The 23,755-nt window shown below is 70.7% G+C and carries 20 protein-coding genes; 15 read left to right on the top strand and 5 right to left on the bottom strand.

Going from position 1 to position 23,755, the window contains the following annotated elements:
• Positions 1 to 24 precede the first annotated feature (24 nt).
• The 8 genes from iadA to G6O69_RS30715 all read left to right on the top strand — a co-directional run bounded on the left by iadA (position 25) and on the right by G6O69_RS30715 (position 10,993).
• On the top strand, positions 25 to 1,254 hold the full coding sequence (gene iadA, locus G6O69_RS30750; protein WP_172307036.1) for a beta-aspartyl-peptidase: 1,230 nt from the start codon (positions 25 to 27) through the stop codon (positions 1,252 to 1,254).
• 54 nt (positions 1,255 to 1,308) lie between these two features.
• On the top strand, positions 1,309 to 1,626 hold the full coding sequence (locus G6O69_RS30745; RefSeq protein WP_172307035.1) for a peptidylprolyl isomerase: 318 nt from the start codon (positions 1,309 to 1,311) through the stop codon (positions 1,624 to 1,626).
• A 95-nt stretch (positions 1,627 to 1,721) separates the two neighbouring features.
• Positions 1,722 to 2,561 carry a cyanophycinase gene (locus G6O69_RS30740; RefSeq protein ID WP_172307034.1) on the top strand — a complete coding sequence of 280 codons (840 nt, stop codon included), beginning with the start codon at positions 1,722 to 1,724 and terminating at the stop codon, positions 2,559 to 2,561.
• 141 nt (positions 2,562 to 2,702) lie between these two features.
• A complete protein-coding gene (gene cphA / locus G6O69_RS30735; RefSeq protein ID WP_172307033.1) occupies positions 2,703 to 5,576 on the top strand; it encodes a cyanophycin synthetase in 2,874 nt (957 codons plus the stop codon).
• A gap of 9 nt (positions 5,577 to 5,585) precedes the next feature.
• Positions 5,586 to 7,439, top strand: coding sequence for a Mur ligase family protein (locus G6O69_RS30730; protein WP_172307032.1), 1,854 nt, complete (start codon positions 5,586 to 5,588; stop codon positions 7,437 to 7,439).
• Positions 7,440 to 7,664: 225 nt separating this feature from the next.
• Complete coding sequence (locus G6O69_RS30725; protein WP_172307031.1) at positions 7,665 to 9,317, top strand: hypothetical protein; 1,653 nt, start codon at positions 7,665 to 7,667, stop codon at positions 9,315 to 9,317.
• Between the two features lie 188 nt (positions 9,318 to 9,505).
• Positions 9,506 to 10,465, top strand: a complete 960-nt coding sequence (locus G6O69_RS30720) for a restriction endonuclease (RefSeq protein ID WP_176397188.1) — start codon at positions 9,506 to 9,508, stop codon at positions 10,463 to 10,465.
• 183 nt (positions 10,466 to 10,648) lie between these two features.
• Positions 10,649 to 10,993, top strand: coding sequence for a hypothetical protein (locus G6O69_RS30715; protein WP_172307029.1), 345 nt, complete (start codon positions 10,649 to 10,651; stop codon positions 10,991 to 10,993).
• Here the strand turns inward: G6O69_RS30715 and G6O69_RS30710 are convergent.
• From G6O69_RS30710 to G6O69_RS30700, 3 genes are all read right to left on the bottom strand, one after another.
• On the bottom strand, positions 10,965 to 12,176 hold the full coding sequence (locus G6O69_RS30710; RefSeq protein WP_172307028.1) for a thioredoxin family protein: 1,212 nt from the start codon (positions 12,174 to 12,176) through the stop codon (positions 10,965 to 10,967). The genes G6O69_RS30715 and G6O69_RS30710 overlap by 29 nt on opposite strands.
• Positions 12,177 to 12,204: 28 nt before the next feature.
• A complete protein-coding gene (locus tag G6O69_RS30705) occupies positions 12,205 to 14,376 on the bottom strand; it encodes a cyclic nucleotide-binding domain-containing protein (RefSeq protein ID WP_172307027.1) in 2,172 nt (723 codons plus the stop codon).
• 216 nt (positions 14,377 to 14,592) lie between these two features.
• Positions 14,593 to 15,885, bottom strand: coding sequence for a hypothetical protein (locus tag G6O69_RS30700; protein ID WP_172307026.1), 1,293 nt, complete (start codon positions 15,883 to 15,885; stop codon positions 14,593 to 14,595).
• Positions 15,886 to 15,998: 113 nt separating this feature from the next.
• On the opposite strand from G6O69_RS30700, the gene G6O69_RS30695 reads away from it, so the two are divergent.
• Positions 15,999 to 16,673: a hypothetical protein gene (locus G6O69_RS30695; RefSeq protein WP_172307025.1), complete on the top strand. Its 675-nt coding sequence runs from the start codon at positions 15,999 to 16,001 to the stop codon at positions 16,671 to 16,673.
• 3 nt (positions 16,674 to 16,676) lie between these two features.
• Here G6O69_RS30695 and G6O69_RS30690 read toward each other — a convergent pair whose 3' ends face one another.
• Both G6O69_RS30690 and G6O69_RS30685 read right to left on the bottom strand, forming a co-directional pair.
• Positions 16,677 to 17,750, bottom strand: coding sequence for a tetratricopeptide repeat protein (locus G6O69_RS30690; protein WP_172307024.1), 1,074 nt, complete (start codon positions 17,748 to 17,750; stop codon positions 16,677 to 16,679).
• A gap of 203 nt (positions 17,751 to 17,953) precedes the next feature.
• The gene (locus tag G6O69_RS30685) at positions 17,954 to 19,489 is read right to left on the bottom strand and encodes a serine/threonine-protein kinase (protein WP_172307023.1); all 1,536 of its coding nucleotides are present in this window, start codon (positions 19,487 to 19,489) and stop codon (positions 17,954 to 17,956) included.
• Between the two features lie 237 nt (positions 19,490 to 19,726).
• Here G6O69_RS30685 and G6O69_RS30680 point away from each other — a divergent pair, with 237 nt between their 5' ends.
• From G6O69_RS30680 to G6O69_RS30655, 6 genes are all read left to right on the top strand, one after another.
• Entirely contained in the window at positions 19,727 to 20,269 is a 543-nt protein-coding gene (locus G6O69_RS30680) for a hypothetical protein (RefSeq protein ID WP_176397187.1), read from the top strand.
• Between the two features lie 45 nt (positions 20,270 to 20,314).
• Positions 20,315 to 20,848 (top strand): DUF6249 domain-containing protein, encoded by a 534-nt coding sequence (locus G6O69_RS30675; protein ID WP_172307021.1) that lies wholly within the window; start codon positions 20,315 to 20,317, stop codon positions 20,846 to 20,848.
• Positions 20,845 to 21,471 (top strand): sigma-70 family RNA polymerase sigma factor, encoded by a 627-nt coding sequence (locus G6O69_RS30670; RefSeq protein ID WP_172307020.1) that lies wholly within the window; start codon positions 20,845 to 20,847, stop codon positions 21,469 to 21,471. The genes G6O69_RS30675 and G6O69_RS30670 overlap by 4 nt, the downstream gene beginning before the upstream one ends.
• Positions 21,468 to 21,962, top strand: coding sequence for a hypothetical protein (locus tag G6O69_RS30665; RefSeq protein WP_172307019.1), 495 nt, complete (start codon positions 21,468 to 21,470; stop codon positions 21,960 to 21,962). The genes G6O69_RS30670 and G6O69_RS30665 overlap by 4 nt, the downstream gene beginning before the upstream one ends.
• Positions 21,963 to 22,117: 155 nt before the next feature.
• On the top strand, positions 22,118 to 22,936 hold the full coding sequence (locus G6O69_RS30660) for a PhnD/SsuA/transferrin family substrate-binding protein (RefSeq protein ID WP_176397186.1): 819 nt from the start codon (positions 22,118 to 22,120) through the stop codon (positions 22,934 to 22,936).
• Between the two features lie 76 nt (positions 22,937 to 23,012).
• The gene (locus G6O69_RS30655) at positions 23,013 to 23,753 is read left to right on the top strand and encodes a hypothetical protein (protein ID WP_172307017.1); all 741 of its coding nucleotides are present in this window, start codon (positions 23,013 to 23,015) and stop codon (positions 23,751 to 23,753) included.
• Positions 23,754 to 23,755 lie beyond the last annotated feature (2 nt).

Genomic DNA, 23,755 nt, shown 5'->3' with positions numbered 1-23,755 from the left:
CCGCGATGGTTGTACACTCCGCCGATGGCCGCCGCACCCGAGCTGCTCTTGTTGCAAAACGCCGAGCTCTTCGACCCTGCGCCTCAGGGGCGCCGCGACTTGCTGATCGCGGGCGGTCGCGTGGTCGCCATCGCCGAGCGCCTGGATCCGCTGCCCGCGAGCTTGGCCCACGAGGTCGTCGATCTCGAGGGCGCCACGCTCGCGCCGGGGCTGATCGACGCCCACGTCCACGTCACTGGCGGCGGTGGTGAGGCCGGCTACAGCTCGCGGGTCCCGGCGCTGACCCTCTCGCAGCTGACGCGCGCGGGCGTGACCTCGGTGGTCGGGCTGCTCGGCACCGACGCGGTGACCCGAACCATGCGCGAGCTCCTCGCGCACACCCGGGCGCTGCGTGCCGAGGGCCTGGGCGCGTGGTGCTGGACCGGCAACTACGAGGTCCCGGTCAAGACCTTCACGGGCAGCGTGCGCGACGACATGGTCTTCCTCGAGGCGGTGATCGGCGTGGGCGAGCTGGCGATCAGTGATCACCGCTCCTCGCAGCCGACCTTCGACGAGTTCCTGCGCGTGGCCGCCGACGTCCACGTGGGCGGGCTGATGACCGGCAAGGCCGGCGTGCTGCACCTGCACCTGGGCGACGGCGAGCGCGGCCTGGGGATGGTCCGCGACGCCCTCGACCGCAGCGAGCTGCCGGCGCGGGTCTTTCATCCGACGCACATCAATCGCAACCATGCGCTCTTCGAGGAGGCCCAGGCGCTGGTCCGGGATCGAGGCGAGCGCGCGCCCTTCGTGGACCTCACCGCCTTCCCGGCCGACGACGTCGGCGATGGGCTGAGCGCCGCCGCTGGCATCGCCGCGTGGAAGCGCGCCGGGCTGAGCTTCTCGCGGCTGACCTGCTCCTCCGACGGGGGCGGCTGCATGCCTCACTTCGACGACGAGGGCCAGGTACATGGCTTTGGCGTCGGTCAGTCCACGACCTTGCTCGAGACCCTGCGCGAGGCCGTTGGCGAGCACGGCCTGAGCTTGGCCGAGCTCTTGCCTTTGTTCACCAGCAACGTGGCCGGGCTGCTGCGCCTGGCCAAGGGGCGGGTGGCGGTCGGCGGCGACGCCGACTTGATGATCCTCGACGCGAAGCTGAACCTACAGGGGCTCCTGGCCGGCGGCCGGTGGATGATCCGCGCGGGCGAGCCGGTGACCTGGGGCGCCTTCGAGCAGCCTGCATCGGGTCATTCATCGGATCATTCATCGGATCATTGAGCTCGGCTCGGGTGGGCGCGCTCGGGCGGGGCGCGGGCGTGGTAGAAGAGGCCCATGTCCACCGTCCGCGCATCGCACATCCTGCTCATGTACAAGGGATCCGCCCGGTCCACGGCGACCCGCAGCAAGGAGGAGGCCCAGCAGCAGATCCAGGGCCTCGCCCAGGAGATCGCCGGCGGCTCCGACTTTGGTGCGCTCGCCAAGCAGCACTCGGACTGCCCGAGTGGCGCAAAGGGCGGAGATCTCGGCAGCTTCGGCAAGGGCCAGATGGTGCCCGAATTCGAGCAGGCAGCCTTCTCCATGGGCGTCGGTGATGTCAGCGGCGTGATCGAGACGTCCTTTGGCTATCACCTCATCAAGCGCACCGGCTGAGCCGCGCAGCTGGCTCCACTTGCCAGCGCGACCTCCCTGAGCGACACACTGCCTGGGCGCGACCTCAACCAAGCGCGCTCAGGCAGTGTTTTTGCGTGTCCCCCGCTAAAGTTCAGGACCAAAATCGTCGCGGCTGGATCGTCCCTGTCGGGGGCGCCGAAGAGAAGGACGGGGATCCGGTGATCCTGCGCCGCTTCGTCGAGATCAGCGGCGACGACGAGGCCCGCATCGCGGTGATCCCCACGGCCTCGCGCCTCGACGACACCGGCGATCGCTACGTCCGCTTGTTCTCCGAGCTCGGGGCCGGTGATGCGCGCTCCCTCGACTACAAGCGCCGCGAGGACGCCGACCACCCCGAGTGGCTCGCCTACCTGCGCGAGGCCACGGGCGTGTTCTTGACGGGGGGCAACCAGCTGCGGATCTCGACGATCCTCGGGGGCACGGACGTCGCCCGGGCGATCCGCATGGTCAACGCCAGGGGCGTCCCCGTGGGCGGGACCTCGGCCGGGGCGGCGATCCTCTCGGAGCACATGATCGCCTTCGGCAAGTCCGGGGCGAGCCCGCGGGCCGGCATGGTCTCGCTGGCGCCGGGCTTCGGCCTGACCAACCGCGTGGTCATCGACCAGCACTTTCGTCAGCGCGACCGCATCGGTCGGCTGCTCGCGGCCCTGGCCTATAACCCCTTCGCCGTCGGCGTCGGCCTCGACGAGGACACGGCGGCCTTCATCGACGGCGACGACTGCATCGAGGTCACGGGCAGCGGGGCGATCACCATCGTCGACGCCAGCCAGCTCGAGCACTCGTCCATGGGCGCGGCCGAGGACGGCGACAGCATCTGCATGACGGGGATTCGCCTGCATATCCTGACCGAGGGCAGCCGCTACGACCTCCACGCGCGGATCGCCACCCCGCCCGGGGCGAGCAGCGAGAGCTGATCTCCGGCTGCTCACCCGGCTTCTCGCCCGTCCTCCGGCGCGCCAGAGGGTGCCCGCGACCGTGCGTCGGGGCTCGACTTTGCGGCGCTTGCTCGGTCATTCTTGGCCACGGCCCCGATCCATGGGCGGGGCGGCGTCGCCATGAAGATCCTCGAACAACGCACCTACCGCGGCCCCAACCTCTACGCGCACTTCCCCGTGATGCGCCTGCGCCTCGATCTCGGCGAGCTCGAGCGCTGGCCGAGCGCCAAGATCCCCGGCTTCGTGGACGGGCTGCTCGCGGCGCTCCCGAGCTTGCAGGAGCACGGCTGCTCCTACGGCAGCGAGGGCGGCTTCGTCCGCCGGCTGCGCGAGGACGAGGGCACCTGGCTCGGCCACGTGCTCGAGCACGTCGCGCTGGAGATCCAAAACACGGCCGCCGCGGACGTGTCCTTTGGCAAGACCCGAGGGGCCGGCAAGGAGGGCGAGTACTTCGTCGTCTACGAGTATCAAGAGGAGCGCGTGGGCGAGGCCGCGGGCAAGCTCGCGCTGCGCCTGCTGCACTCGCTGCTGCCCGAAGACCTCCAGCCCGAGTCCGCGCGCGGCGACGACGAGTTCGACTTCCAAGAGAAACTCGAGGAGCTGATCGCCTTCGCCCAGCGCCGCCAGCTCGGGCCGTCGACGGCCTCGCTGGTCCGCGCCGCCGAGGCCCGCGACATCCCCTGGCTGCGCCTCAACGACTACTCGCTGGTCCAGTTCGGCCACGGCCGCTACCAAAAGCGGATCCAGGCCACGGTGACCTCGGAGACCCGGCACATCGCCGTCGAGATCGCCTCGGACAAGGAGGAGACCAACGGGATCCTCGCCGACCTCGGGCTGCCGGTGCCCCGCCAATACCTGGTCCGCAGCGCCAGCCGGGCGGTGAGCGTGGCCGAGCGCCTGGGCTACCCCGTGGTCGTCAAGCCGCTCGACGCCAACCACGGCCGCGGCGTGTCGATCAACCTCGGCGACGCCGAGGCGGTCAGCGTGGCCTTCGACAAGGCCCGCGAGCACGGGCGCACGGTGATCGTCGAGACCTTCATCGCCGGCTTCGATCACCGCATGCTGGTCGTCGACGGCAAGCTCGTGGCCGTGGCCAAGCGCGTGCCCGGCCACGTGGTCGGCGACGGCGAGCACAGCGTCGAGCAGCTGATCGAGCTCGTCAACTCGGATCCGCGCCGCGGCATCGGCCACGAGAAGGTGCTCACGCGCATCGAGCTCGACCACCAGGCCACGCGCCTGCTCGCCCTGGCCGGCAAGTCCAAGGACACGGTGCTCGCCGCCGGCGAGGTGTTCTACCTGCGGTCCACGGGCAACCTGTCCACGGGCGGCACGGCCATCGACATGACCGACGTCGTCCACCCGGACAACCGCGAGATGGCCCAGCGCGCGGCCTCGGCCATCGGCCTCGACGTCGCCGGCATCGACTTCATCACCCCGGACATCTCGCGCAGCTATCGCGACGTCGGCGGGGCGATCTGCGAGGTCAACGCGGCCCCGGGCTTTCGCATGCACGTGGCCCCGACCGAGGGCACGCCGCGCGACGTCGCCGGGCCGGTCATGGACATGCTCTTCGCCCCGGGCGCGCCCACGCGCATCCCGATCGCCTCGATCACCGGGACCAACGGCAAGACCACGGTCAGCCGCATGCTCGCCCACATCCTCAAGATGTCGGGGCACACCGTGGGCCTGACGACCACCGACGGCGTCTACATCGACGGCGAGAAGACCGTGGCCGGCGACATGACCGGGCCGACCTCGGCGCGCATGGTCCTGCGTGATCCCAGCGTCGACGCGGCGGTGCTCGAGACGGCGCGCGGCGGGCTGCTGCGCGCGGGCCTTGGCTACCGGCGCAACAACGTCGGCTGCGTGCTCAACGTCGCCGCCGACCACCTCGGCCTCGGGGGCATCGACACCGTCGAGCAGCTCGCGGCGCTCAAGCGCATCGTCGTCGAGGTCAGCCGCGACTGCGCGGTGCTCAACGCCGACGACGAGCTGTGCCTGAAGATGGCCGACTACAGCCAGGCCAAGCGCATCGCCTACGTGACCAAAAACCCCAAGCACGAGCTCGTCCGCGAGCACATCCGCGCGGGCGGGGCGGCCTGCGTGCTCGAGGACGGCATCAACGGGCAGATGATCACGATCTACGACAAGGGCACGCACATCCCCTTGCTGTGGACCCACCTGATCCCGGCCACGCTCGAGGGCAAGGCGCTGTTCAACGTGCAAAACTCGATGTTCGCCGCGCTCATGGCCTGGGTCATGGACGTGAAGATCGAGAATATCCGCATGGGCCTGCGGACCTTCGACACCACCTTCTTCCAGGCCCCGGGGCGGCTCAACGTGTTCGACGAGCTGCCCTTCAAGGTGATCTTGGACTACGGCCACAACCCGGCTGCGGTCGCGGCGATGAGCGAGACCGCGGGGCGCATGGACGTGCTCGGTCGCCGCCTGGTCGTGCTCGCGGCCCCGGGCGACCGCCGCGACGAGGACATCGTGGGCATCGCCGCCCACGCGGCCACGACCTTCGACCACTTCGTGCTCCGTCGCGACGATCGCCTGCGCGGTCGCGAGCCAGGCGAGGTCACGGCGCTGCTGCGCCGCGGTCTCGAGCAGGCCGGGGTCGCTAGCGATCGCGTCACGGTGATCGAGGACGAGCAGGAGGCGGTGGAGGCAGCCCTGGCCATGGGCGGGCGCGACGACCTGCTGGTGATCTTCGGCGACGACATCACCCGTTGTTGGAAACAGATCGTCCGCTTCGGCGGCGGGGACGAGCGCGATCCCAACGTGCCCTCGGGCAGCTCGGTGCGGGCCGGGTCGATCGGGAACCTGGCCGCCCCGCGGCGCGGGGGCGAGGCCGTGAGCGTGGTGGCTGCCGCGGTCGAGGACGCGGAGATCGAGCCCGTCCGCGATTCGGCCAGGCGCGGCGTGTCCCGCAGCAAGGACCTGATCGTCGACGAGCGTGGCGTTCGCCTCGCTCGGGAAGAGAACGACTAGGAGGCCGCGGTGCCCGAGGTCCTGGACTCGAGGCGGCTGACCGGCCCAAACCTCTTCGACGTCGAGGCGGGCGCGGTCGCCGAGCTGCGCTTCGCCCCCGGCGAGGACGAGGCCGCGGTCGAGGTCTTCCTCGCGCGCTGGCGGGCGGTCCTCGAGGCGGGCCTGGAGGTGCTGGGCTGGACCGGCCGCGCCCACGTCCGTCGCTTCGTCGACGCGCAGGGGCGCGAAGGCGCCTCGGTGATGGTCACCGCTCCGGTCGACCGGCTCTACGCGACCACCGAGCTCAACGAGTGGGCGATCGCGCTGGCGGCGGGTGAGGTGCCCGAGGAGGAGGGCGACGAGCCCGCGCTGGCGGGCATCGCCTCGGCGGCCGCGGCCGAGCAGGGCGAGCGCCCCGGGGCCCTCGCCCTGGTCGAGGCCGCCGAGGCGCAGGGTGTCCCCTGGCTCATCGACGACGAGCAGCTGTCCTTGGGCTACCACGACGAGGCGCGCAGCTGGCCGCTGGGTCCCGGGGCCGAGGCCCTGCCCGCGCCGGCGTCGGTGGACTGGGCCGGCTTCCCGATCTCGCGGGGGGCGGGCGCCCGCGTGGGTCGTCGTGGCGCCGGGGCGCTGACGGTCATCACGGGGACCAACGGCAAGACCACGACGACGCGGATGCTCGTCCGCATGGCACGGCGCGCGGGCTTGCGCGTGGCCAACACCTCGACGGACGGGCTCTTCGTCGACGAGGCGCTGGTCGAGGCCGGGGACTGGACGGGGCCCGGCGGGGCGCGGAGCCTGCTGCGGCGCCCGGGCCTCGATCTCGCCGTGCTCGAGACGGCCCGCGGCGGCCTGCTGCGCCGCGGCCTGGGCGTGCGCCGCTGCGCGGTCTCGGTGATCACCAACGTCGCGCGCGACCACCTGGGCGAGTACGGCATCGTCGATCTCGAGGGGATGGCCGCGGCCAAGGGGATCGTGGCTCGGGCCACGGATCCCCAGGGGCGGATCGTCCTCAGTGCCGACAGCCCGGCGCTGGTCGAGTGGGCGAAGCCGCGGATCCGGGACGCTGGTCAGGAGAGCAGGGGGGACAGGGACGAGGCGCTGCCGGCTCCTGTGATCTGGATCTCTCTCGACCCGAGCTCACCGCTGTTGAGCGCGCACCTCGAGGCCGGCGGAGAGGTCTGGACGGTGCTCGACGGCTGGCTCGCGCGCAGCATCGAGGGGGGCACGCGCAAGCTGGTGCCAGTCGAGGACATGCCCTCGAGCTTCGGCGGGCGGGCGCGGCACAACATCGCCAACGCGATGGCGGCGGCCGCGGCGGCCTGGGCCCTGGGCATCGACGAGCGGGCGATCGTCAGCGCCCTGCTCGAGTTCGGCGCGCGCCCGGAGGACAACCCCGGCCGCGCGCGGCTGTGGGCCGTACCCCTCGGTGAGGGTCAGGGATCCGCGAGCGTGCTCGTGGATTTCGCCCACAACCTCGCGGGCGTCGAGGCGATCGCCGAGCTCGTCGCTGGCCTGGTGGAAGAGCGGGGGTGTCGGCCCCCTGTGCTGTGCTTTGGCATGGCCGGCGACCGTGGAGACGACGAGCTGCGCGCCCTCGGGGCGGCGCTCGTGCGCGGCTATCACCCGCGGGCCGTGGTCTTGCGCGAGCAGCACGAGTACCTGCGCGGACGTGAGGTCGGCGAGGTCCCGGCGCGCCTCGGCGAGGGCCTGATCACGGCGGGTTTCGAGCCTGGAGGGATCTCGATGGCCGAGGGTGAGATCGAGTCCCTGGAGCGCGCCCTGGCCACGTGTGTGCCCGGGGACGTGGTCGTGCTCCTGGTGCATACGCAGCGCGAGGTCGTGCGCGAGTGGCTGCACGAGCGCGGGGCGAGGCTCGAATAGGACGACTATCGTCTCAGCACCCTGATCCGTCTCACGGCCGTCATGGATTGCGCTTCGCCGCGCCTGGGGCTCTTGGTACAAGCGGACAATGTCTCGAGCGATCGAGGTCGACGCACCCACGCCCTCAGGCCCGACTGGTGCGTCGGCGGAGAGTGACCTCCCAGTTCTCGGTCTCCACCTCGAGCTCTCACTCACCGGGGCTTCGGCCAGGCTCGAGCGGTCGCTGTGAGGGACGCTTCGGCGCAGTCAAAACCCTCCGGAGAGCGCGGGAGCGACGCGGGAGGGGAGCGCGGCCCGAGCCGCCTGGTCGTCATCGAGGTCCTGGTCTTCGTGCTGTCGAGCGCCTATTTGGGCTGGCGAAGCGCGTCACGGCTGATCGCCGCGTGGGCCTTCTCGACGGACGACGCCTTCATCAGCTTGCGCTACGCCCGGCACCTGCTCGCGGGCCACGGGCTGGTCTGGAACGTCGGTGGCCCGCGGGTCGAGGGCTACTCCAACCTCTCTTTCGTGGTCTTCGCGGCCGCCTGTGCGGCCCTCGGCGAGCCCGGCGTCGTGCCTCTGAAGATCCTCGGTTGCGCTGGTCTCGGGGTGACGGTCTATCTTCAATGGGCGATCGCCCGGCGCTTCGTCGCCCCCGTCGCCGCGCTGATCCCCGCGGCGATCTATACCTGCGCGCGTGGGGTGTTGTGGTGGACGGTCAGCGGGCTCGAGACGAGCGCGTACACGGCGCTGACTTGCGCCATCGTCCTCTTTGCGCTGCGCGGCATGGGCTTTGAACGCGTCCCCGCGAGCTGTGCAGGCGTGGCCACGCGGCGCAGCGAGAGCTGGCGGGCGAGGGACCTCGGCGTCGCTGGAGCCCTGTGCATGGTGGCGACAGTGACCCGGCCAGAGGGCCCGCTGCTGTGGATATTGGTTTTCGTCGCGGTTATCGCCCAGGCCGCCTGGGACGGTTACAAAGCTGGGGATAACTTGTGGAATAGCTGTGGGCGAGTGCGACGATCGCTGTACGCCTTAATGCTGTGTTTTTTGCCATCCGCGTTGCTCTACTTTGGCTGGAGGGTGTTCTATTTTGGTGAGCTCGTACCACACAGCGTGCTTTGCAAGTCAGGGTATGACGATCGCTTCGTGTTGCTGCGAGACTACTGGCAAGCCGCCGGGATCGTGGTGGTTGCGGCGCTGCTCCATCCGCTGCGAGAGCTCGACGCGAGGGTGCTGCTCCCGGCGACCATCGCGGCAGCCTACGCGCTCGCGTTGATCGGCGCCGATCCAGTCGTCGCCCACGACCTGCGCCACTTCCTCCCGGCGCACTCGCTGGTCTGCGTCCTCGCCGCGACCGGCGCCCTGCGAGTTGCGAGCTCGCTGTGGGCGGGCGAGGGCAGCGGCGGCCGGTGGATCTCGATCGGTCTTTTGGTGGTGCTCTTGGCCACAGCGAGCTCGCTGGGCCAGCTCCCCAGCCGCGACTCGCTGCACCAGCGCGCAGCTGGATATGCCAAGCGAGGGCAGACTCGTGCGGCTCTGGGCAAGTTTTTGACGCGGGAGCTCGGCGAGGGTGAGGCGGCCGTGCTCGGTGACGTGGGCGTGGCTGGATGGGTCAGCGAGCGCGACATCATCGATGCATTTTGTCTAAACGAGCCTGCGATGACTCAGCCGGCGCTCGCTGGCTCGAGCGCTCGCGCGGCCGACTGGCTGCTCTCGCAGGCGCCGGCCTTGATCGTGGTTCATTCGAAGCGAGCCGACGCCATCGAAGCTCGCGGGGCGATTTATCGCGAGCTCATCGAACGACCAAACTTTGTCTCGCGGTGGCGAGAGGTCTCGCGCTTCGTGACGGAGGGTGGCCGCTTTCACTACTTCGTGTTCGCGCCAAAAGGTGAACAATGAGCGCTCCCGCCCCCTCCCCATTGATTCAACAGTGGTGTTTCCTGAAGTAGCGCTGGGCTGGGATTTCGTGGCAAGTTAGATGTGTGGGGAGGGCTGAGCAACCGGAGCTCGCAGGGGCAGCGAGGCCGCGTCGTCTCTACCGCACTGTAGATATTCCCCAGGCCGATCGCCTCGCCAACGTTCGCCGCTTGGCGGTAGCAATTCGTGACGGGATCAGTCACCCGGACACGATGCAAGAATTTCTGGGCGTCGATCCGCGGCACTTCAACTACTACCGACAAGCGAGCGAGATCCTCGGTCTGGTCGAAGAGGGCGACTCTCGGGCGTTGGTGCTCACGGGCCTCGGGGACCGGCTGTTGGCGACCGGCGAGGGCTCCTTGGAGGAGCGCGCGGTGTTCCGCGAGGCCATCTCTGGGGCGACCTCGCTGCGTCCTTTTCGGTCTTTCTTCGAAGGTGAGGTGGTCGGTGTCCAGCAGCTCGCTGGGCGGCTGCAATCGCTGACTGGCATGGCGCAGAGCACCGCCGAGCGCCGCGCCCGGACACTGGTTCAGTGGCGTCGCTATGTCGAGTTCGAAGGTGGCGACGAGTCCGAGGCCGGCCCGCGGCTGCCCGATCTCGGCGATCAGCTCGAGCGGATCGTCGCCCACCACAACGCCGTGGCCAAGCAGCGCATGCTCGATTGGCTGGCCACGCTCAACCCGAGCCGCTTCGAGTCGCTGGCCGCGGATCTGTTGATCGCCATGGGCTACGTCGGCGTCGAGATCGTCGGTGGCAGCGGCGACGGTGGCGTCGACATCGTGGCCGATCAGATCGATCGCTGGGGACATCGTGTCAGCGTGGCGGTCCAGGCCAAGCGCTGGACTCGGGTGCTGGGCAGGCGGGTGATCGACGAGATGCTCGGCGTGCTCGTCCGCCAGCGCATCGGCCACTGCATCCTGATCACCGTATCGAGCTTCTCCGTGGCCGCGCGCGAGGCCGCTGCCGCGGATCCACGCCTGCGCCTGGTCGACGGCGCGCAGCTCGTCGAGCTGATGGCAGCCAACGGCGTGGTCGTGCGCCTGGGTCGTCACGGCGAGATCGTGCCCAAGGACGAGGGCATGGGCGTCCACGCCAGGGTTCGGCACGAACCTTGCTCTCCATCATCGTGAAGGCACTAGGAGCCCGTGGTGAAACCCAACACGACACCTCGCTTGGTCTTTTCGCCGAGTGCGTTGTCGCCAAAACTTGCAGTACGCCCGGTACAGCTGCGCTTTGGCTTCGCGCCCTCGACGAAAATCCCGGCGCCAGGAGCCGCGCTGGGTTCCACCACGGGCTCCTGAGATGGAGGGGAAGTGTTCGAAGCGCTCATCGCCGGGCTGATCATCGTCGCCCTGCTGCTCGCGGCCTGGCTGCCGCCGACGTGGATCCTGTGGCTCGGGGTCGGCCTGGGCGCGCTCGGGGCGATCGTGGGCGTGCCTGCGGGGATCGTCTATCACCTGCGCCTGTGGCGAGCGCTGCGGGCTGTCGGTCACCCGACCGCGGGGATGTGGATCCGACCCCACGCCCTCCACGAGCACCTCGACGAGGGCACGCGCGAGGGCATCCGGGTGATCTTCGCCCTCGGGGCGGCGGGCTTCGTGGTCACGCTGATCGGGGCGGCGGGGGTGGTCACTGCCGTGGCGCGCCTGCTTTGGTGAGCGCCTCGAAGCGCCGGACCTGGCGCTTGTAGTAGGCGCTCTCGGGCTCGAGGCGGCTGGCCGCACGGATCGCCTCGAGGGCGGCCGCGGGCTGATCGAGGAGGCGGCGCAGCTCGGCCTCGAGGTAGCGCAGCTCGGCGCTGTCCGGATCCTGCTCGATGCCGGCGAGCACGGCCTCGAGCCCCGCGTCGGGGCGGCAGTCGTGGCGGAAGGCGAACCAGCCGAAGCTGGCCTTGAGCTCGGGGTCCTCGGGGTCGGTCGCGACCATGGCCGCGAGGGCGGCGACGGCCTGATCCGGCTGCTCGAGCTGGCAGTGGGCGCGGCCGATGATCCGGTAGGCGCTGCGGGCCTGTCGGCTGTCGGGGAAGCGGGCCTGGAGGGCCTCGAGCTCGGTGATCGCCCGGGCCGGATCGGCGTCGAGCTTGAGGGTCGAGAACAGCGCGCGGTCGTAGAGGACCCGGGACGCGACGCCGGCGGTGTTTTGGGGATCGGCGGCGAGCAGCGCGTCGAAGATCGAGTCGGCCTGGGCTCGCTTGGCGGCGAGCAGGTAGGCGTGGCCCAGGCGATAGCGCAGCTCGAGGAGCCGGTCCTGCGGCTGATCGGGGTCGGCGGTCTCGACCGCGCGCTCGAGGTCCTCGAGCACGTTGCCGCCGGCGGCCGCGGCCTCGAGCTTGGCGATCAGCGCCTCGGGGGCGTGGGCGTCGACGAGCCGCGACTTCTCGACGCCGCTGCTCTCGAGCACGAGCATGGTTGGATAGGCCTGGACCTGGTAGCGCTCGACGAGCTCGGGGCCCTCGCCCTTCTCGGCGTCGATGTGCAGCGCGATGGCGTGCTCGCGCAGCCAGTCGCCGACGGCGGGGACCGTGAACACGGTCTCGTCGAGCTCGTGGCAGGGCGGGCACCAGTAGGCGCCGACGTCGACGAAGATCAGCTTGTCCTCGCGCTTGGCCGCGGCGATGGCCTGCTCGAGGTTGCCCTCGAACCAGTCGACGGCGAAGGTGATGTCGCCGTCCTCGCCGACGCCTGGGGTGGCCCTGGCGGGGGGCGGCTCGGGGGGCGGCTGGGGCTGCTGCGCGCTGGCGCCGGCGTCAGCGCTCGTCGGGGTCGCTGGCTCGTCTTTGCAGGCGGCCGAGAGCAGCGCGAGGGAGAGCAGGGAGGCGAGCCGAGAGGCGGAGGTGGACATGGCGTGGGGCGAGGGGGCTGCTCGGGCCTCAGGCGTCCCGGCCGTCGTCTTCGTCGTCTTCGCTGCCGAAGCTGGGGGCGTCCTGGACGATATCGATGGGCCGCGTGGCGCGGGTGTGGATGTCCGGAGGCAGGGGGGCGCCGTCCTGGAGGACGTCGATGGGGCGGGTGGCGCGGGTGTGGATGTCGTCGTCCGTGGACGGCGTCTGCGGAGGTGGCGGCGCGGCGGGCTTGGGCGCTGGCGCGGCCGCAGCGGGAGCTGGCGCGGCCGCAGGGGGCGCTGCCACCTTGGCCGGCGCGGGGGAGGGCGTCGCCTGGGGCGCGGCGGCAGGCTTGGGCTTGGCAGCGGGCTTGGGCGAGGCCGCGGGCGTGGGCGCGTCGGGGGTCGAAGTCGAAGTCAGCGGCGCGGGCTGGACCGAGGGCTTGGGCTTGGGCGAGGCCGCGGGCGTGACCGAGGTCGTGGGCGTGACCGCAGGCTTGGGCTTGGGCTTGGGCTTGGGCTTGGTCGCAGGCGAGGCCGCAGGCTTGGGCGCGGTGAAGGTGGGCGCCGCGGCCTCGGGCTGCCCGGGCTCGGCGGTGGCGCTCGGGGCCTGGGTCGCCGACGCGTGCCTCGCAGCCGTAGCGACCGCTGGCACGCCATCTTCTTGCCGCGGGGTCGGAGCGTCGGGGGAGCGTCGTGGCGTGGGCGCGTCGGGGGAGCGCCTGGGCTGCGGCGCCTCGGGATCGCGGTCTTCGTCGCGCTCGTCGAGGTTTTGCAGCTCGGGGATGGTCATCACGATCTTGCGCGCGGTGGTCGTGCGCTTGCGGCTGGTGCCGACCACGTGCTGGGCCGTGGGCGCCGCCCCCAGCGGGGTCGGGACGCCGCTTCGCTCGCGCAGCGCCGCCCGGGACATGGCGGTGCTCGACTCGCTCGGCATCAGCTCGTCGCTGAGGTCCTCGATCTCCTCGATCTCCTCGACCTCGGCGGGGGCCTCGACCGGGCGGACGGTCGAGAGCGCCTGAGAGGTCTGGCGCAGGCGCAAGTTGAGCTCCTGGACGAAGGACCACAGCAGCTTGACGGCCAGCGGGGCCTCCTTGCGCAGGATCTCGTAGAAGTCCTCGCTGTTGATGGTCAGCAGCTTGCCCTCGCCCAGGGCGGTGGCCGTGGCGTTGCGCGGCGCGGCGTCGATCAGCGCCATCTCGCCGAAGTACTCGCCCTGCTTCAGGGTGGTCAGGGGCTGGCCGTGGTTCGAGAGCTCGACCTCACCGCGCAAGATCACGAACAGCTCGTCGCCGATGTGGCCCTCGTGGCACAGCACGCTGCCTTCCTCGAAGGGGATGACCCGGGTCAGGTTCATGATCCGCACGAGCTGCTGGTAGGTCAGCTGGGCGAAGAGCGGGATGTTCTTGAGGGTGTCGAGGGTGAAGTTGATCTCGGCGGCGCGGTCGCTGCCGTCGGCGTTCTCGGGCACCTGGATGACCAGGGCGGTGATGTTGTCCTTGCCGCCGCGGGTGTTGGCGAGATCGATCAGCCGGCCGGGGATGTCCTTGATCTCGGTCAGGGAGAGCATCCGCGAGATGTCGCTGTCGTCGGTGTACTCGTAGAGCCCGTCGCTGCACAGCAAGAACGCGTCGCCGGGGATCATGTCGAAGTCGAGGGTGTCGACCTCGACGATCTCCTGGGGACCCACGGCCCGGGTCATGGCGTGCTTGAACTGGGCGTAGGGGCTGTCGTCGAAGTCCTCGGCGGTGATCTTGCCCTGGCGGATCAGCTCGTTCATCAGCGAGTGATCCTCGGTCAGCTGATAGACGATGCCGCCGCGCAGCAGGTAGATGCGGCTGTCACCGACGTAGGCGATGTAGCCGCGGTCCTCGACGATCAGCAGGGCGACGACGGTGGTGCCCATGCCCTTCTTCTCGGGCTCCTGCACGCCCTTGCGGAAGATCTGCTCGCAGGCCATGTGGACCGCGTACTCGAGCAGCATGCAGACCTCCATGTGCCAGGCCGGATCGTCGACGGGGTTCTCGAGCAGGTCGAGCTCGCGGTGCACGATGTTGCGGATCGTGTGCACCGCCATGGCGCTGGCGACCTCGCCGGAGGCGTGCCCGCCCATGCCGTCGGCGACGATGAACAGGCGCAGCTGCTGATCGATGAGGAAGTTGTCCTCATTGTGGGTGCGCTTGCGCCCGACGTCGGTTGCTGCCCAGTACTTGAGGTCCATGGGGACTGACACGATAAGCCGATCGCAGGGTGCGCCCAAGCCCTTCGCGCGCCGGAGGATGAGCGCGTAAGGAGGGGCACCCGGGAGGCGAGGGGCCCCAGGCTTGGACCACCGGCCGCTGACTCGCTCCTCGCTCCTCGCGCCTCGTCAGCAACCGGCGGTCCGGCGCCTGAGAGCCCTCGAGTCCTCTGGAGCGCGCACTCGCGGCCCGTGGGCTCAGAACTCGAAGGGGGTCATGAGCGTGTCGGGCTGGGAGAGCCAGTCGACCAGGCTCGGCTGGGCGGAGCTCGACAGCTGCCACTCGAGGCCCTCGAGCTCGCCGCGGTTGACGGGGCGGCCGTCGAGCCAGGCCCCGCGCGGGTGCCCAAAGTCCGTGCCGCGGCGGGTGTCCGTGCCAGCGCTGGGTCCGGGATCGAGGACCTCGCTGTCACTGCAGGCGTCCGAGTCCGCGACCGGCTGGATGACCTCGTCGAGATCCTGCTGGTGCAGGCGGCGGACCGCCGGGCGCTCGGCGAGGTGCATCAGAAATTCGACCTCGAGGCCGAGGGTTCGCGCCGCGCACAGCCGCCGGCGCAGGCGGATCGCCCGGGTGCCGACGCCGGCGGCGATGACCTGAACAGAGAGCTCACCGGGGTTTTGTGCCCGGTAGCGCATGGCGGGGCCCAGCCAGCTCGGCAGCTTCCCGCTGTCCTCGTCCTCGATGAAGATCACCAGGCGGTGGGCGAGGGCGCGGCCGCCGACGAGCACGCCAGTGCTGGGGAAGGTGCGATCGAGGCGGGAGGCCTGGCCGCCCAGGGTGGGGCCGTAGGGCACGGAGATCATGGCCTCGTCGGCGCTCGGGCTGGTCTTGCGGGCGCGCTCGAGCTGCCCGCGCAGATCGCTGAGCTGGGCGTCGACGGGCTGGATGCTCTCGTTGCCCTCGGCGTCGACGATACCGACGATCATGTTCGGCTGGCCCATGGTCAGGGCCGCCATGTGCTGGGACTCGTGGTCGAGGCGCCGGAGCAGGCAGGCCCCGGCGGCGCCGGTGCGCCGGGCCTCGATGTGCTCGGGATCGAGGTCGAGGGTCTGCGCGAGGGCGGCGCGGCCCTCCGCCGAGCGCAGCTGAACCGCGACGCGCTGCCAGTCGCGGCCCTCGAGCATGCGCAGGCCGTCCTCGGCCTCGCCGAGGGCGGCCACGGCCATGAACCACAGGCGCACGGGATCGGCGGCGTCGTCCTCGGCCAGGCCGCCGCGGGTCACGACCAGCTCGATGCGCAGGCTGTCCTTGCGCTCGCCCGCGATGCGCCGGGCCTCGAGCCAGCTCTGGAGCTGGTTGCCCGTGCTGGGGTCGACATAGAGGCGCAGCAAGGTTGGCGCTGTGCGCGGGCCGTAGCCCACGAAGAGGTCGTGGCCGTCTGTGCTGCAGCGCTCGAGGGTGCGCTGGCCCGAGTCTGCGCTCGCGGCTTCACCGCGGCCTGGCGCGAGGGCGAGGGCGGACGCGAGGGCGAGGGTGGACGCGAGGGGCACGGTGCAAGCCTGCCGTCGCGCCCCCGTGGGCGCAAGCGCCGAGGCAGATGGCCCGCGCGCTCGGCTCGGGGAGGTGCAGCAAGATGGGCGGCGATCGGGTAGGCTGCGTGGCCATGCGCGCCAGCTCTCGCGCTTTGCTCGCTCTATTCGTCGCCACGGGTGTGGCCGCGGTCCCGACTCGGGCTCGGGCCGCGCCGACGCAGGTCCAGGCCCCCGAGGGGGACGAGGCGCGCACAGGAGACGAGCCCGATGCGGGGGAGGGCGTGACGGAGCAGGTCCCGCCGGAGCAGGTCCCGCCGGAGCAGGCCCAGCCGGAGCAGGCCCAGCCGGAGCAGGCCCAGCCGGAGGAGACTCGGGCAGCGCCGAGCCAGCTGGAGCCGAGCCAGCTGGAGCCAGCGCCCACGCAGGCGGAGCCCGAGCCGGACGAGGATTGGGACGACGAGGACGACGCGCGCTTCGACGACTACAACCCGGTCCTCGACAGCCCCGAGGCCGCGGTCGCGCGGCGGTGGCTGGGGGCAGGGATCGCGGCGACCGTCGCTGGGGGCGTGCTCGTCGGAGGGGCGATCGCCATGGCCTCGACCAGCCCCTGTGACGCCTACGCGGGCAACAACTGCTTCGCCGACGCCCGCAACCGCGCGGCGCTGACCATGGGGGCGCCGGGCGTCGCCATGCTCATTGGTGGCGTGGCGATGACGATCGTCGGCGGCGTCCAGCGCAGGCGGCTGTGGATGAGCCTCGAGATGGATCGCGAGCGCGCCGGGCTCGTGGTCTTTGGCCGCTTTTGAGCCTCAGCGCGGCGTGAGCGGGGCCTCCGCGGGCTCGCGCGGCGCGGCGTGTCCTCGCGGAAAGGGACGCTCGGCCAGCTGCACGCCGGGGATGGCGGGCGGCGGCAGGGCACCGGCCGCGAAGGTCACGGGGTGGGCCGTCGCAGTGTCGAGCTGGAGATCGATGCGCTGCTCGAGGGTGGGCGAGCCCGGGCAGCTGACCGCGGCCTCGCGCCCTTTGGACTTGGACGACTTGGACTTGGACGACTTGGACTTGGACTTGGACTTGGACGACTTCGGGGGGCGCCCGCGGGCGATGCGGCGCTCGATGAGCAGGGCCGTGAGTCCCGTGATCATCGCGACGCCAGCGCTGGCCGCCGCGCCGCTGGCGAGGCCGAGCTGGACGTCGCCATCGCGGCTCGTGGCTGCGCCGATGCCGAGGCCGAGGCCGAGTGCGCCGGCGCCCACGGTGGTGCCGAGGAGGGCCGGGACGGCGCGCCCACGGGGGCTGTCGGGCCCCGAGCCGCCCGCGTCGAGGAGCAGCACGCGGCGCTCTCCCGCCTGGATCTCGAGCGGGAAGGGGTGCGCGTCGAGGAGGAGCTCGTGGCGGCCTGGCTCGACGGCGAGGCGATGGCTGGCGCCCTCGTGTTTGGGCATGGCCACGCCGTCGATGCACAGCCGCGAGCGCGGGCTGGCCGTGACCTCGACGATCGCGATCTGGGCCTCGATGGCCTGCATGTGCCGGCGAATCTCGCGGCGCTCCGCGGCGCTCTCGACCACGGTGACGACCTCGTCGAAGAGCTCCCAGGCCTCCGGCAGGCGCTGGGCCTTCTCGAGGGTGAGCGCGAGGTTGAAGAGGGTCACCGGATGGGGGTGGAGCTCGTGGGCCCGCATGAACGCGGCGATCGCCGTCTCGTAGTTGCCCTTGGCCGCGGCGTCCAGGCCCTCGTCGAAGGCCTGTTTGGCGGCGCTACGCGAGTCTCCCGCGGGCTGGTCTGGGGCCTCGGCGGTGGGCACCGGCGCGTCTTCGCTGGGGGGAGCGAGGACGCCGGTGATGGCCATGAGGGCCAATGAGAGCGAGAGGGGAGCGCTGGCCATGAACATGGCGAGGAGAGCACGCGAGGCTCAATGCGCTCTTCGAGGCGTCTCGAGGCGCTCGCGCAGCTACTCATAGCTACCAAGGAAGCTCGCTAGCGTCACGGGCTTTTGCCGCGCGTCGGCGGTCGAGAGCCAGCGAAGGTCACGTTCGGGTGACACGCGAGCTCGACGAGCTTGCCCTTTCGATCAGGCCGATCAGCCGATCAGATGTAGGGGTTGGGTTTGTAGTCTTCCAGCGGGCTGGGTTTGCCGCGGGCGTGGCCGCGCCTGGTCTTGCGAGGCACGTCGCCCTGCGCGTCGTCGTCACCGGGATCCGGCGCGCTGGCCTCTGCTGCCGAGTCGGCGCTCGCGTCCTCGCCCGCGGTCGGGGCGGGATCGGGCGCGGTCGTGCGCGCGGGCGAAGGTGAGCCCGAGAGCTCGTCGATCTCGTCATCGCCGACGGTGCCGGAGCTCGCGGCCTCGCTGCGCGCTTCGTCGCCGTCGCCGTCGTCACGATCGAAGAGATCGACGACGACGAGGCCGAGGAGGACCAAGAGCGCACCGGCGGCGGCCATGCTCAACCCGCGCGCCCAGGTCGGCAGCAGCGGCCTGGCGAGGGTGCGGTTGGGCCCGGTGGGATCGGCGGAGATCAGCGGGGGCAGGGGATCGGCCGGCTGGATCGCGCCCATGCGCTCGGTCAAGGCTCGAGCCCTGCGCGCGAGCTTTTGGCGGACCTCGGACTGGTTGACGCCCGCCCGGCGCATGCCCTCGTCGAGGGCGTCGGCGAGGGCCTCGGCGCTCGAGTAGCGATCGCTGGGATCGGCGCGCAGGCAGGTGAGCACGACCTGCGCGAGCCAGCTGGGGACGCGCGCGTCGCTGAGCGCCTCGCCGATCCGCTCGGGATCGCAGTTGCGCAGGCGCTCGAGGGTGCCGGGGGTGTGGTCGTCGCCAAAGGGCGCCACGCCCACGGCGAGTTCGAAGAGCACGCTGCCGAGGCTGAACACGTCGGAGCGCGCGTCGAGGGGCTCGATGCGGCTCTGCTCCGGGCTCATGTAGGGCAGCTTCCCGCACAGCACCCCGGTCTGCGTGTGGCCGAGCTGACCGCGGGCCTTGGCGAGGCCGAGGTCGATCAGCACCGTGCGACCGGTGACGTCGAGCATCAGGTTGTGCGGCGAGAGATCGCGGTGCACGACCTCGAGGGCCTCGCCGCGATCATCGACGACGGTGTGCACGGCGTGGAGCCCCCGGGCGGCGTCACAGACGACGCGCGCGGCCTCTGTGGGCCGGAGTCGACGCTCGGACTCGTTGGCGCTGCGCTGGAGATCGACGACCTGGAGCTGGCGCAAGGTGACGCCGTCGACGAGCTCGAGGACGAGGAAGTGGTAGCCGCGGTCTTGATCCGAGTCGACGGTGGCGACGACGTTCGGATGGTTGACCCGCGAGGCCACGCGGGCCTCGTCGAGGAAGCGCTCCTTGAAGCCGTCGGCGGCCGCGAGGTGCGGGTGGATGACCTTGAGCGCGAACTCGCGGGCGAAGCCTCCCTCGCTCTCGAGGCGTGCGCGATAGACCGTCGCCATGCCGCCGCTGGCGATGCGGCCGGTGATCAAATATCGGCCGAGGCTGAAGGTCTCGTCGTCCCCGCGCGCTCGCTTCGGGCGCGCGTCTTCCCACGCAGGTTGCGGGTCGTCGAGCACGACCGGGCGCGCGCTCGTGTCTCGGTCCTCGCTGACCGGGTTGCTCAGGGCGGGGAGACCAGGCATGACTGGCTGGTGAAGGGACGAAAGTCCGGTGCCAGCCTACCAGGGCTCGGGTCGAATGCCGAAGCATTATTTGGGCTTACATCGGATCCCATCCGTAATAATGGGACCTACAGCGCCAGTGGCGCGAATGCGCCGCTGATTGTTGCCATTGCAGCCATCTTTGCCGGTCTGGGTGGTGTCGTTCGTCTCGGCCCGGAGCGCGAAAACCTGTGCCGTCGAGCGCGTCCAGAAGATGACATGGGCGAGATCGCCGGGCCGGTCGGCTGGGTCATCGAATCCGAGGGGCTGCCGAACCTGCTCCACGAGCTCGTACACGCGCTCTTCTTGGGGCACCTCGATGACGATCATGGCTTCGACTATGGGCTGATCCCTCTCGACGTCGGGCGCGCGGATCACCGCAGGCATCTGTGGGAAGAGCTGGCCTGCTGTGTGATCAGCGTCGATTATGCGGCGCCCTTCGCCGAGGACCCGCGCAGCTTCGCCCGCGAGTGGTTCGCCGAGCAGTTCGAGATTCAGGGGGTCTTTTATGGTCTCGAACACGATCTTCGGGGGCTGCGCGAGATGGTCGACGATCTGCTGAGCAGCCCCGCGCGCCTCGATGAAGCCGAGGGGACTCTCACACGCGGACGAGCGCTGGTTGCGCGAGCGCTGCGCGAGCGTGGCTGGTCGGCGCCAGCGGGCTTCCCTGACCGCTGGCCGAGCTTTCGCGCGGTCTGGGACGGCTACCGCCGCGCCTGCGCGCCAACGCCCGGTGCCGCCTGGAAAAAGGGCGGGGTTTGAAACACCATCGAGGTCAGGGGGTTCTCAGGGAGGTCCATGGCCAGGATGCGCTCGAAGCAATTGTTCGTAGAGGCGGCCGCGTTCATCGCGGCGGGCCTGATGACCTTCGGGCTCTCCAGCACCGCGATGGCCGCCGAGTTCGTCCCGATGTCCATCGACGCGGGGATCAGCGGTCAGGCGTGCTCGGGAGCGCTCGGCTACCTGCTCGAGTTCGACTCGATGCTCTTCGCGCCCAAGGGGCCGAGCTGCGCAGGCTTCCGCGCCTTCGACCTCGCGTTTTTGGCCGTCGTCTCGCTCGTCGTGATCTCGGCGATTCGCTTCCGCCACGCGACCGCGCAGCGGCGCCTGGATCTCGCCCGGCGCATGGTCGAGAAGGGCCTCGAGCCGCCGGCCGAGCTGCTCGGGGGAGGCGCCAGTGATCTCCGCCGCGGGCTGGTCTTGGTGTGCACGGGGGTCGGCCTGCTCGTCGCTTCGCAGCTCGGCGGCGGCCACGGCCTGAGCCCCGCCGGCTTGATCCCCGGCTTCATCGGCCTGGGCTATTTGATCAGTCACCGCTTCGCGGTCAGGGGGTCCAAATGAGGGTCAGTGAAGTTTGGTCATCGGCCTCGGCCGGCACGCGGACCCTCGGCGCCGGTGAGGCCGAGATCTCCAGCCTCGACGACGAGGCGCTGGTCCAGCGCGCGGGCCGGGGAGGGGGCGACAAGCAGGCCTTCGCCGAGCTCGTCCGCCGCCACCAGGGCAAGGTCCGCGGGCTGCTCTTGCGGCTGACGGGCAACACCACCTTGGCGGACGACCTCGCCCAAGAGGTGTTCTTGCGCGCCTACCGGGGCATGGTCGGCTTCGAGGGCCGGGCGCGCTTCTCCACCTGGCTGTACCGCATCGCCTACAACGTGTTCTTGAACCACCGCACGCGCAGCAAGGAGCTCTCGGCCCTGCCCGAGGGCTTCGAGAGCCGGGCGGCCGCGCCCGAGAGCGAGCTCTCGGCGGCGCGCTGCGACCTGCGTCGGGACCTCGCCGCGGCGATCGCCGAGCTCCCCGATCGCTACCGCGCCGTGGTCACGCTCTACTACCTCGAGGACGTCTCCTACCCGGAGATCGCCGAGGTCCTCGATCTGCCCCTGGGCACCGTCAAGACCCACCTGCACCGCGCCAAGAAGCTGCTGCGCGAGCACCTGCGTGGGCACCAGGAGGTCGCCGCGTGAGCGCGGCCAGCGAGCGATTCCTCGAGGCCCTCGTCGAGCTGGAGCTCGACCCCGAGCTGCTGCGTGGAGATCCTTCGGGGCGCAGCTGGCTGCCCGAGGCGATGCTCGCGATGGTCGAGTCCGACGAGGACTGCGCCTTCGAGCTGCGAGAATTCGTGGACATGGAGCTCGAGCTGCTCGAGCTCCACGAGCCCAGCGACGCCTTCTTCACCCGCGCGGTCATGGGCCAGCTGCCGGAGATCGAGGCCGTCGACGATCGTCGGCGCAACTGGATCCTGGCCTCTGCCTACGCCCTGGCCATCGGCGTGGGCTACCTCCTGCTCGGGCCTGCGCTGCAGTCGGGCGAGCTCTCGAGCTCTCTCGAGCCGCTGCGTGCCTGGTACGAGTCCCACGCCCTCGAAGCTGGCGGGCTGTGGGGCGCCGTGGTGATGCTGGTGATCGCGGGCGCGCTGGTGGTGCTGCCCACGGACATGCGTCGGGCCGGTGCCTGAGACCCCACTTCAGATGGGGGCGGGGGAGCGCCAGGGTGTGGAACACCTGGTGTCATGTGCGTGTGCGCGCACACCTGTGAAGGCCCTCGATTTGCACTGACGCCCACGAGTTGCATAACTCGGGCGACGCCCCGTCAAAGGGCCCCGAGGTCACCGTGCGTATCCGAAACTTCGCCGCAGCCGCCCTTCTCGCTTCTCTTAGCCTCGCACCGCTGGCCGCCGACGCCGGCGAAAAGGTCAACGTGCTGATCCTGAAGGAGCACGGCGTGGGCAGCTCGGCGAGCGCGCAAGAGTACGTCGACAAGCTCATCGCCCACGTGGCCCAGCAAAACGGCTGGACCGCCGCCGAGGGCAAGTATCAGACCAGCCGGCGCATGGCGAAGACCTGGATCGGCGAGCAAGATCCCCACTACGGCATCCTCTCCCTCGCGGCCTTCCTCGATCTCCGCGCCGCGAACAAGCTCGAGGTCATCGGATCGGCCGAGGTCTCCGGTGGCGGCGGCCGCCAGTACTTCGTGGTCAGCGCGAGCGAGACCACGCTGGCGGGCTGCAAGGGCAAGACCCTGGGCACCGACCACGGCGACGACACCAAGTTCATCAATGGCGTCGTCGGCAAGCAGGACTTCAAGCTCGCGGACTTCGAGGTCGTCGACACGCGCCGACCGATGAAGACCATCAAGGACGCGGCCCGGGGCGAGGTCGCCTGCGCGCTGATCGACGACGCGCAAGAGGCCAGCATGGCCAAGGCCGGGGGCGAGGGGCTGAAGGTCGTGTGGCGCTCCAAGGAGCTGCCGCCGATGGTCGTGGTCGCCTTCCCCTCGGCGCCCGCCGCCGAGAAGAAGACCTTCTCGAGCAAGCTCGCCAAGGTCTGCTCGGGTGAGGGGGCCAAGGCCTGCAAAGAGGTCGGACTGTCCTCGCTGAGCGCGACCAGCGAGAAGACCTACGCCGGCGTGATCTCCGACTACGGGGGCTGAGCCGGGGCTGGACCGGTCGCCCTCGGCCCGCCCTGGGTGGGTCCCGGAGCGCGGCCGGTCGTGCTATCCCTCGGCGGTGACGGTCGACAAAGCTTCCTGGCTGATCGTGATCGTGATCGCGGCGCTCGGCGCCTTCGCCTGCAAGCCCGAGGGCAGCGTCGATCCGAGCATCGTCGAGGCCGAGCAGGCCGGCGCGTGGGCGACCTACGAGGCCCTCGAGGCGAGGATCGCCGCGGGCGCGGAGGGGCAGGGCGAGGGGGCCAGCGAGGCCGATCGCGTCACGGCCCTCGAGCAGGTCCGCGCGGCCGCTGACGACGACTCGGCGGCCTACGCCTACGCCCGGGCCGCCGTCGCGGGGCGCGTCGCGGAGCTGCGGGGGCTGCGGGCCCTCGACATCCTCGAGGAGATGCAGACCTGGTCCAAGCGGAGCATCGAGCGGGATCCGGCGTTCATGGACATGGCCGCGCAGCGCATGCTGGGCACGCTCTATGTGCTCGCGAGCAAGCACCTCGACGAGGGCGACTCGGAGGAGGGGCTCGAGCTGCTCGAGTCGGTCGTCGACGCCCACCCCGACGCGGCGATCAATCACCTGCGCCTGGCCGAGGGCTACATCTCCCTGGGCGACCCGGACCCCGCGTTCGACGAGCTGTGTGCGGCGCAGGCCGGGCGGGCGTCGCTGGCCGCCGAGGAGCGGGTGCTCCTCGATCGCCTGATCGCGGATGTCGGTGGGGGCGACGCCCTGGGCTGCGCGCCGCCACCAGACGAGGGCTCGGACAGCGAGGCCGCGCAGGCCGAGGGAGCCGAGGCGCAGGAGTGAGG

The sequence above is a fragment of the Pseudenhygromyxa sp. WMMC2535 genome (assembly GCF_011083025.2).
Note: the sequence above shows the minus strand (reverse complement) of the source record. Positions and strands in the feature narration are given on the sequence as shown.

Excerpts from the sequence above, each read along its gene's own strand:
- iadA (WP_172307036.1), top strand. The coding sequence starts at position 25 with ATGGCCGCCGCACCCGAGCTGCTCTTGTTGCAAAACGCCGAGCTCTTC.
- G6O69_RS30745 (WP_172307035.1), top strand. The coding sequence starts at position 1,309 with ATGTCCACCGTCCGCGCATCGCACATCCTGCTCATGTACAAGGGATCC.
- cphA (WP_172307033.1), top strand. The coding sequence starts at position 2,703 with ATGAAGATCCTCGAACAACGCACCTACCGCGGCCCCAACCTCTACGCG.
- G6O69_RS30710 (WP_172307028.1), bottom strand. The coding sequence starts at position 12,176 with ATGTCCACCTCCGCCTCTCGGCTCGCCTCCCTGCTCTCCCTCGCGCTG.
- G6O69_RS30705 (WP_172307027.1), bottom strand. The coding sequence starts at position 14,376 with ATGGACCTCAAGTACTGGGCAGCAACCGACGTCGGGCGCAAGCGCACC.
- G6O69_RS30695 (WP_172307025.1), top strand. The coding sequence starts at position 15,999 with ATGCGCGCCAGCTCTCGCGCTTTGCTCGCTCTATTCGTCGCCACGGGT.
- G6O69_RS30690 (WP_172307024.1), bottom strand. The coding sequence starts at position 17,750 with ATGGCCAGCGCTCCCCTCTCGCTCTCATTGGCCCTCATGGCCATCACC.
- G6O69_RS30685 (WP_172307023.1), bottom strand. The coding sequence starts at position 19,489 with ATGCCTGGTCTCCCCGCCCTGAGCAACCCGGTCAGCGAGGACCGAGAC.
- G6O69_RS30680 (WP_176397187.1), top strand. The coding sequence starts at position 19,727 with ATGGGCGAGATCGCCGGGCCGGTCGGCTGGGTCATCGAATCCGAGGGG.
- G6O69_RS30675 (WP_172307021.1), top strand. The coding sequence starts at position 20,315 with ATGCGCTCGAAGCAATTGTTCGTAGAGGCGGCCGCGTTCATCGCGGCG.
- G6O69_RS30670 (WP_172307020.1), top strand. The coding sequence starts at position 20,845 with ATGAGGGTCAGTGAAGTTTGGTCATCGGCCTCGGCCGGCACGCGGACC.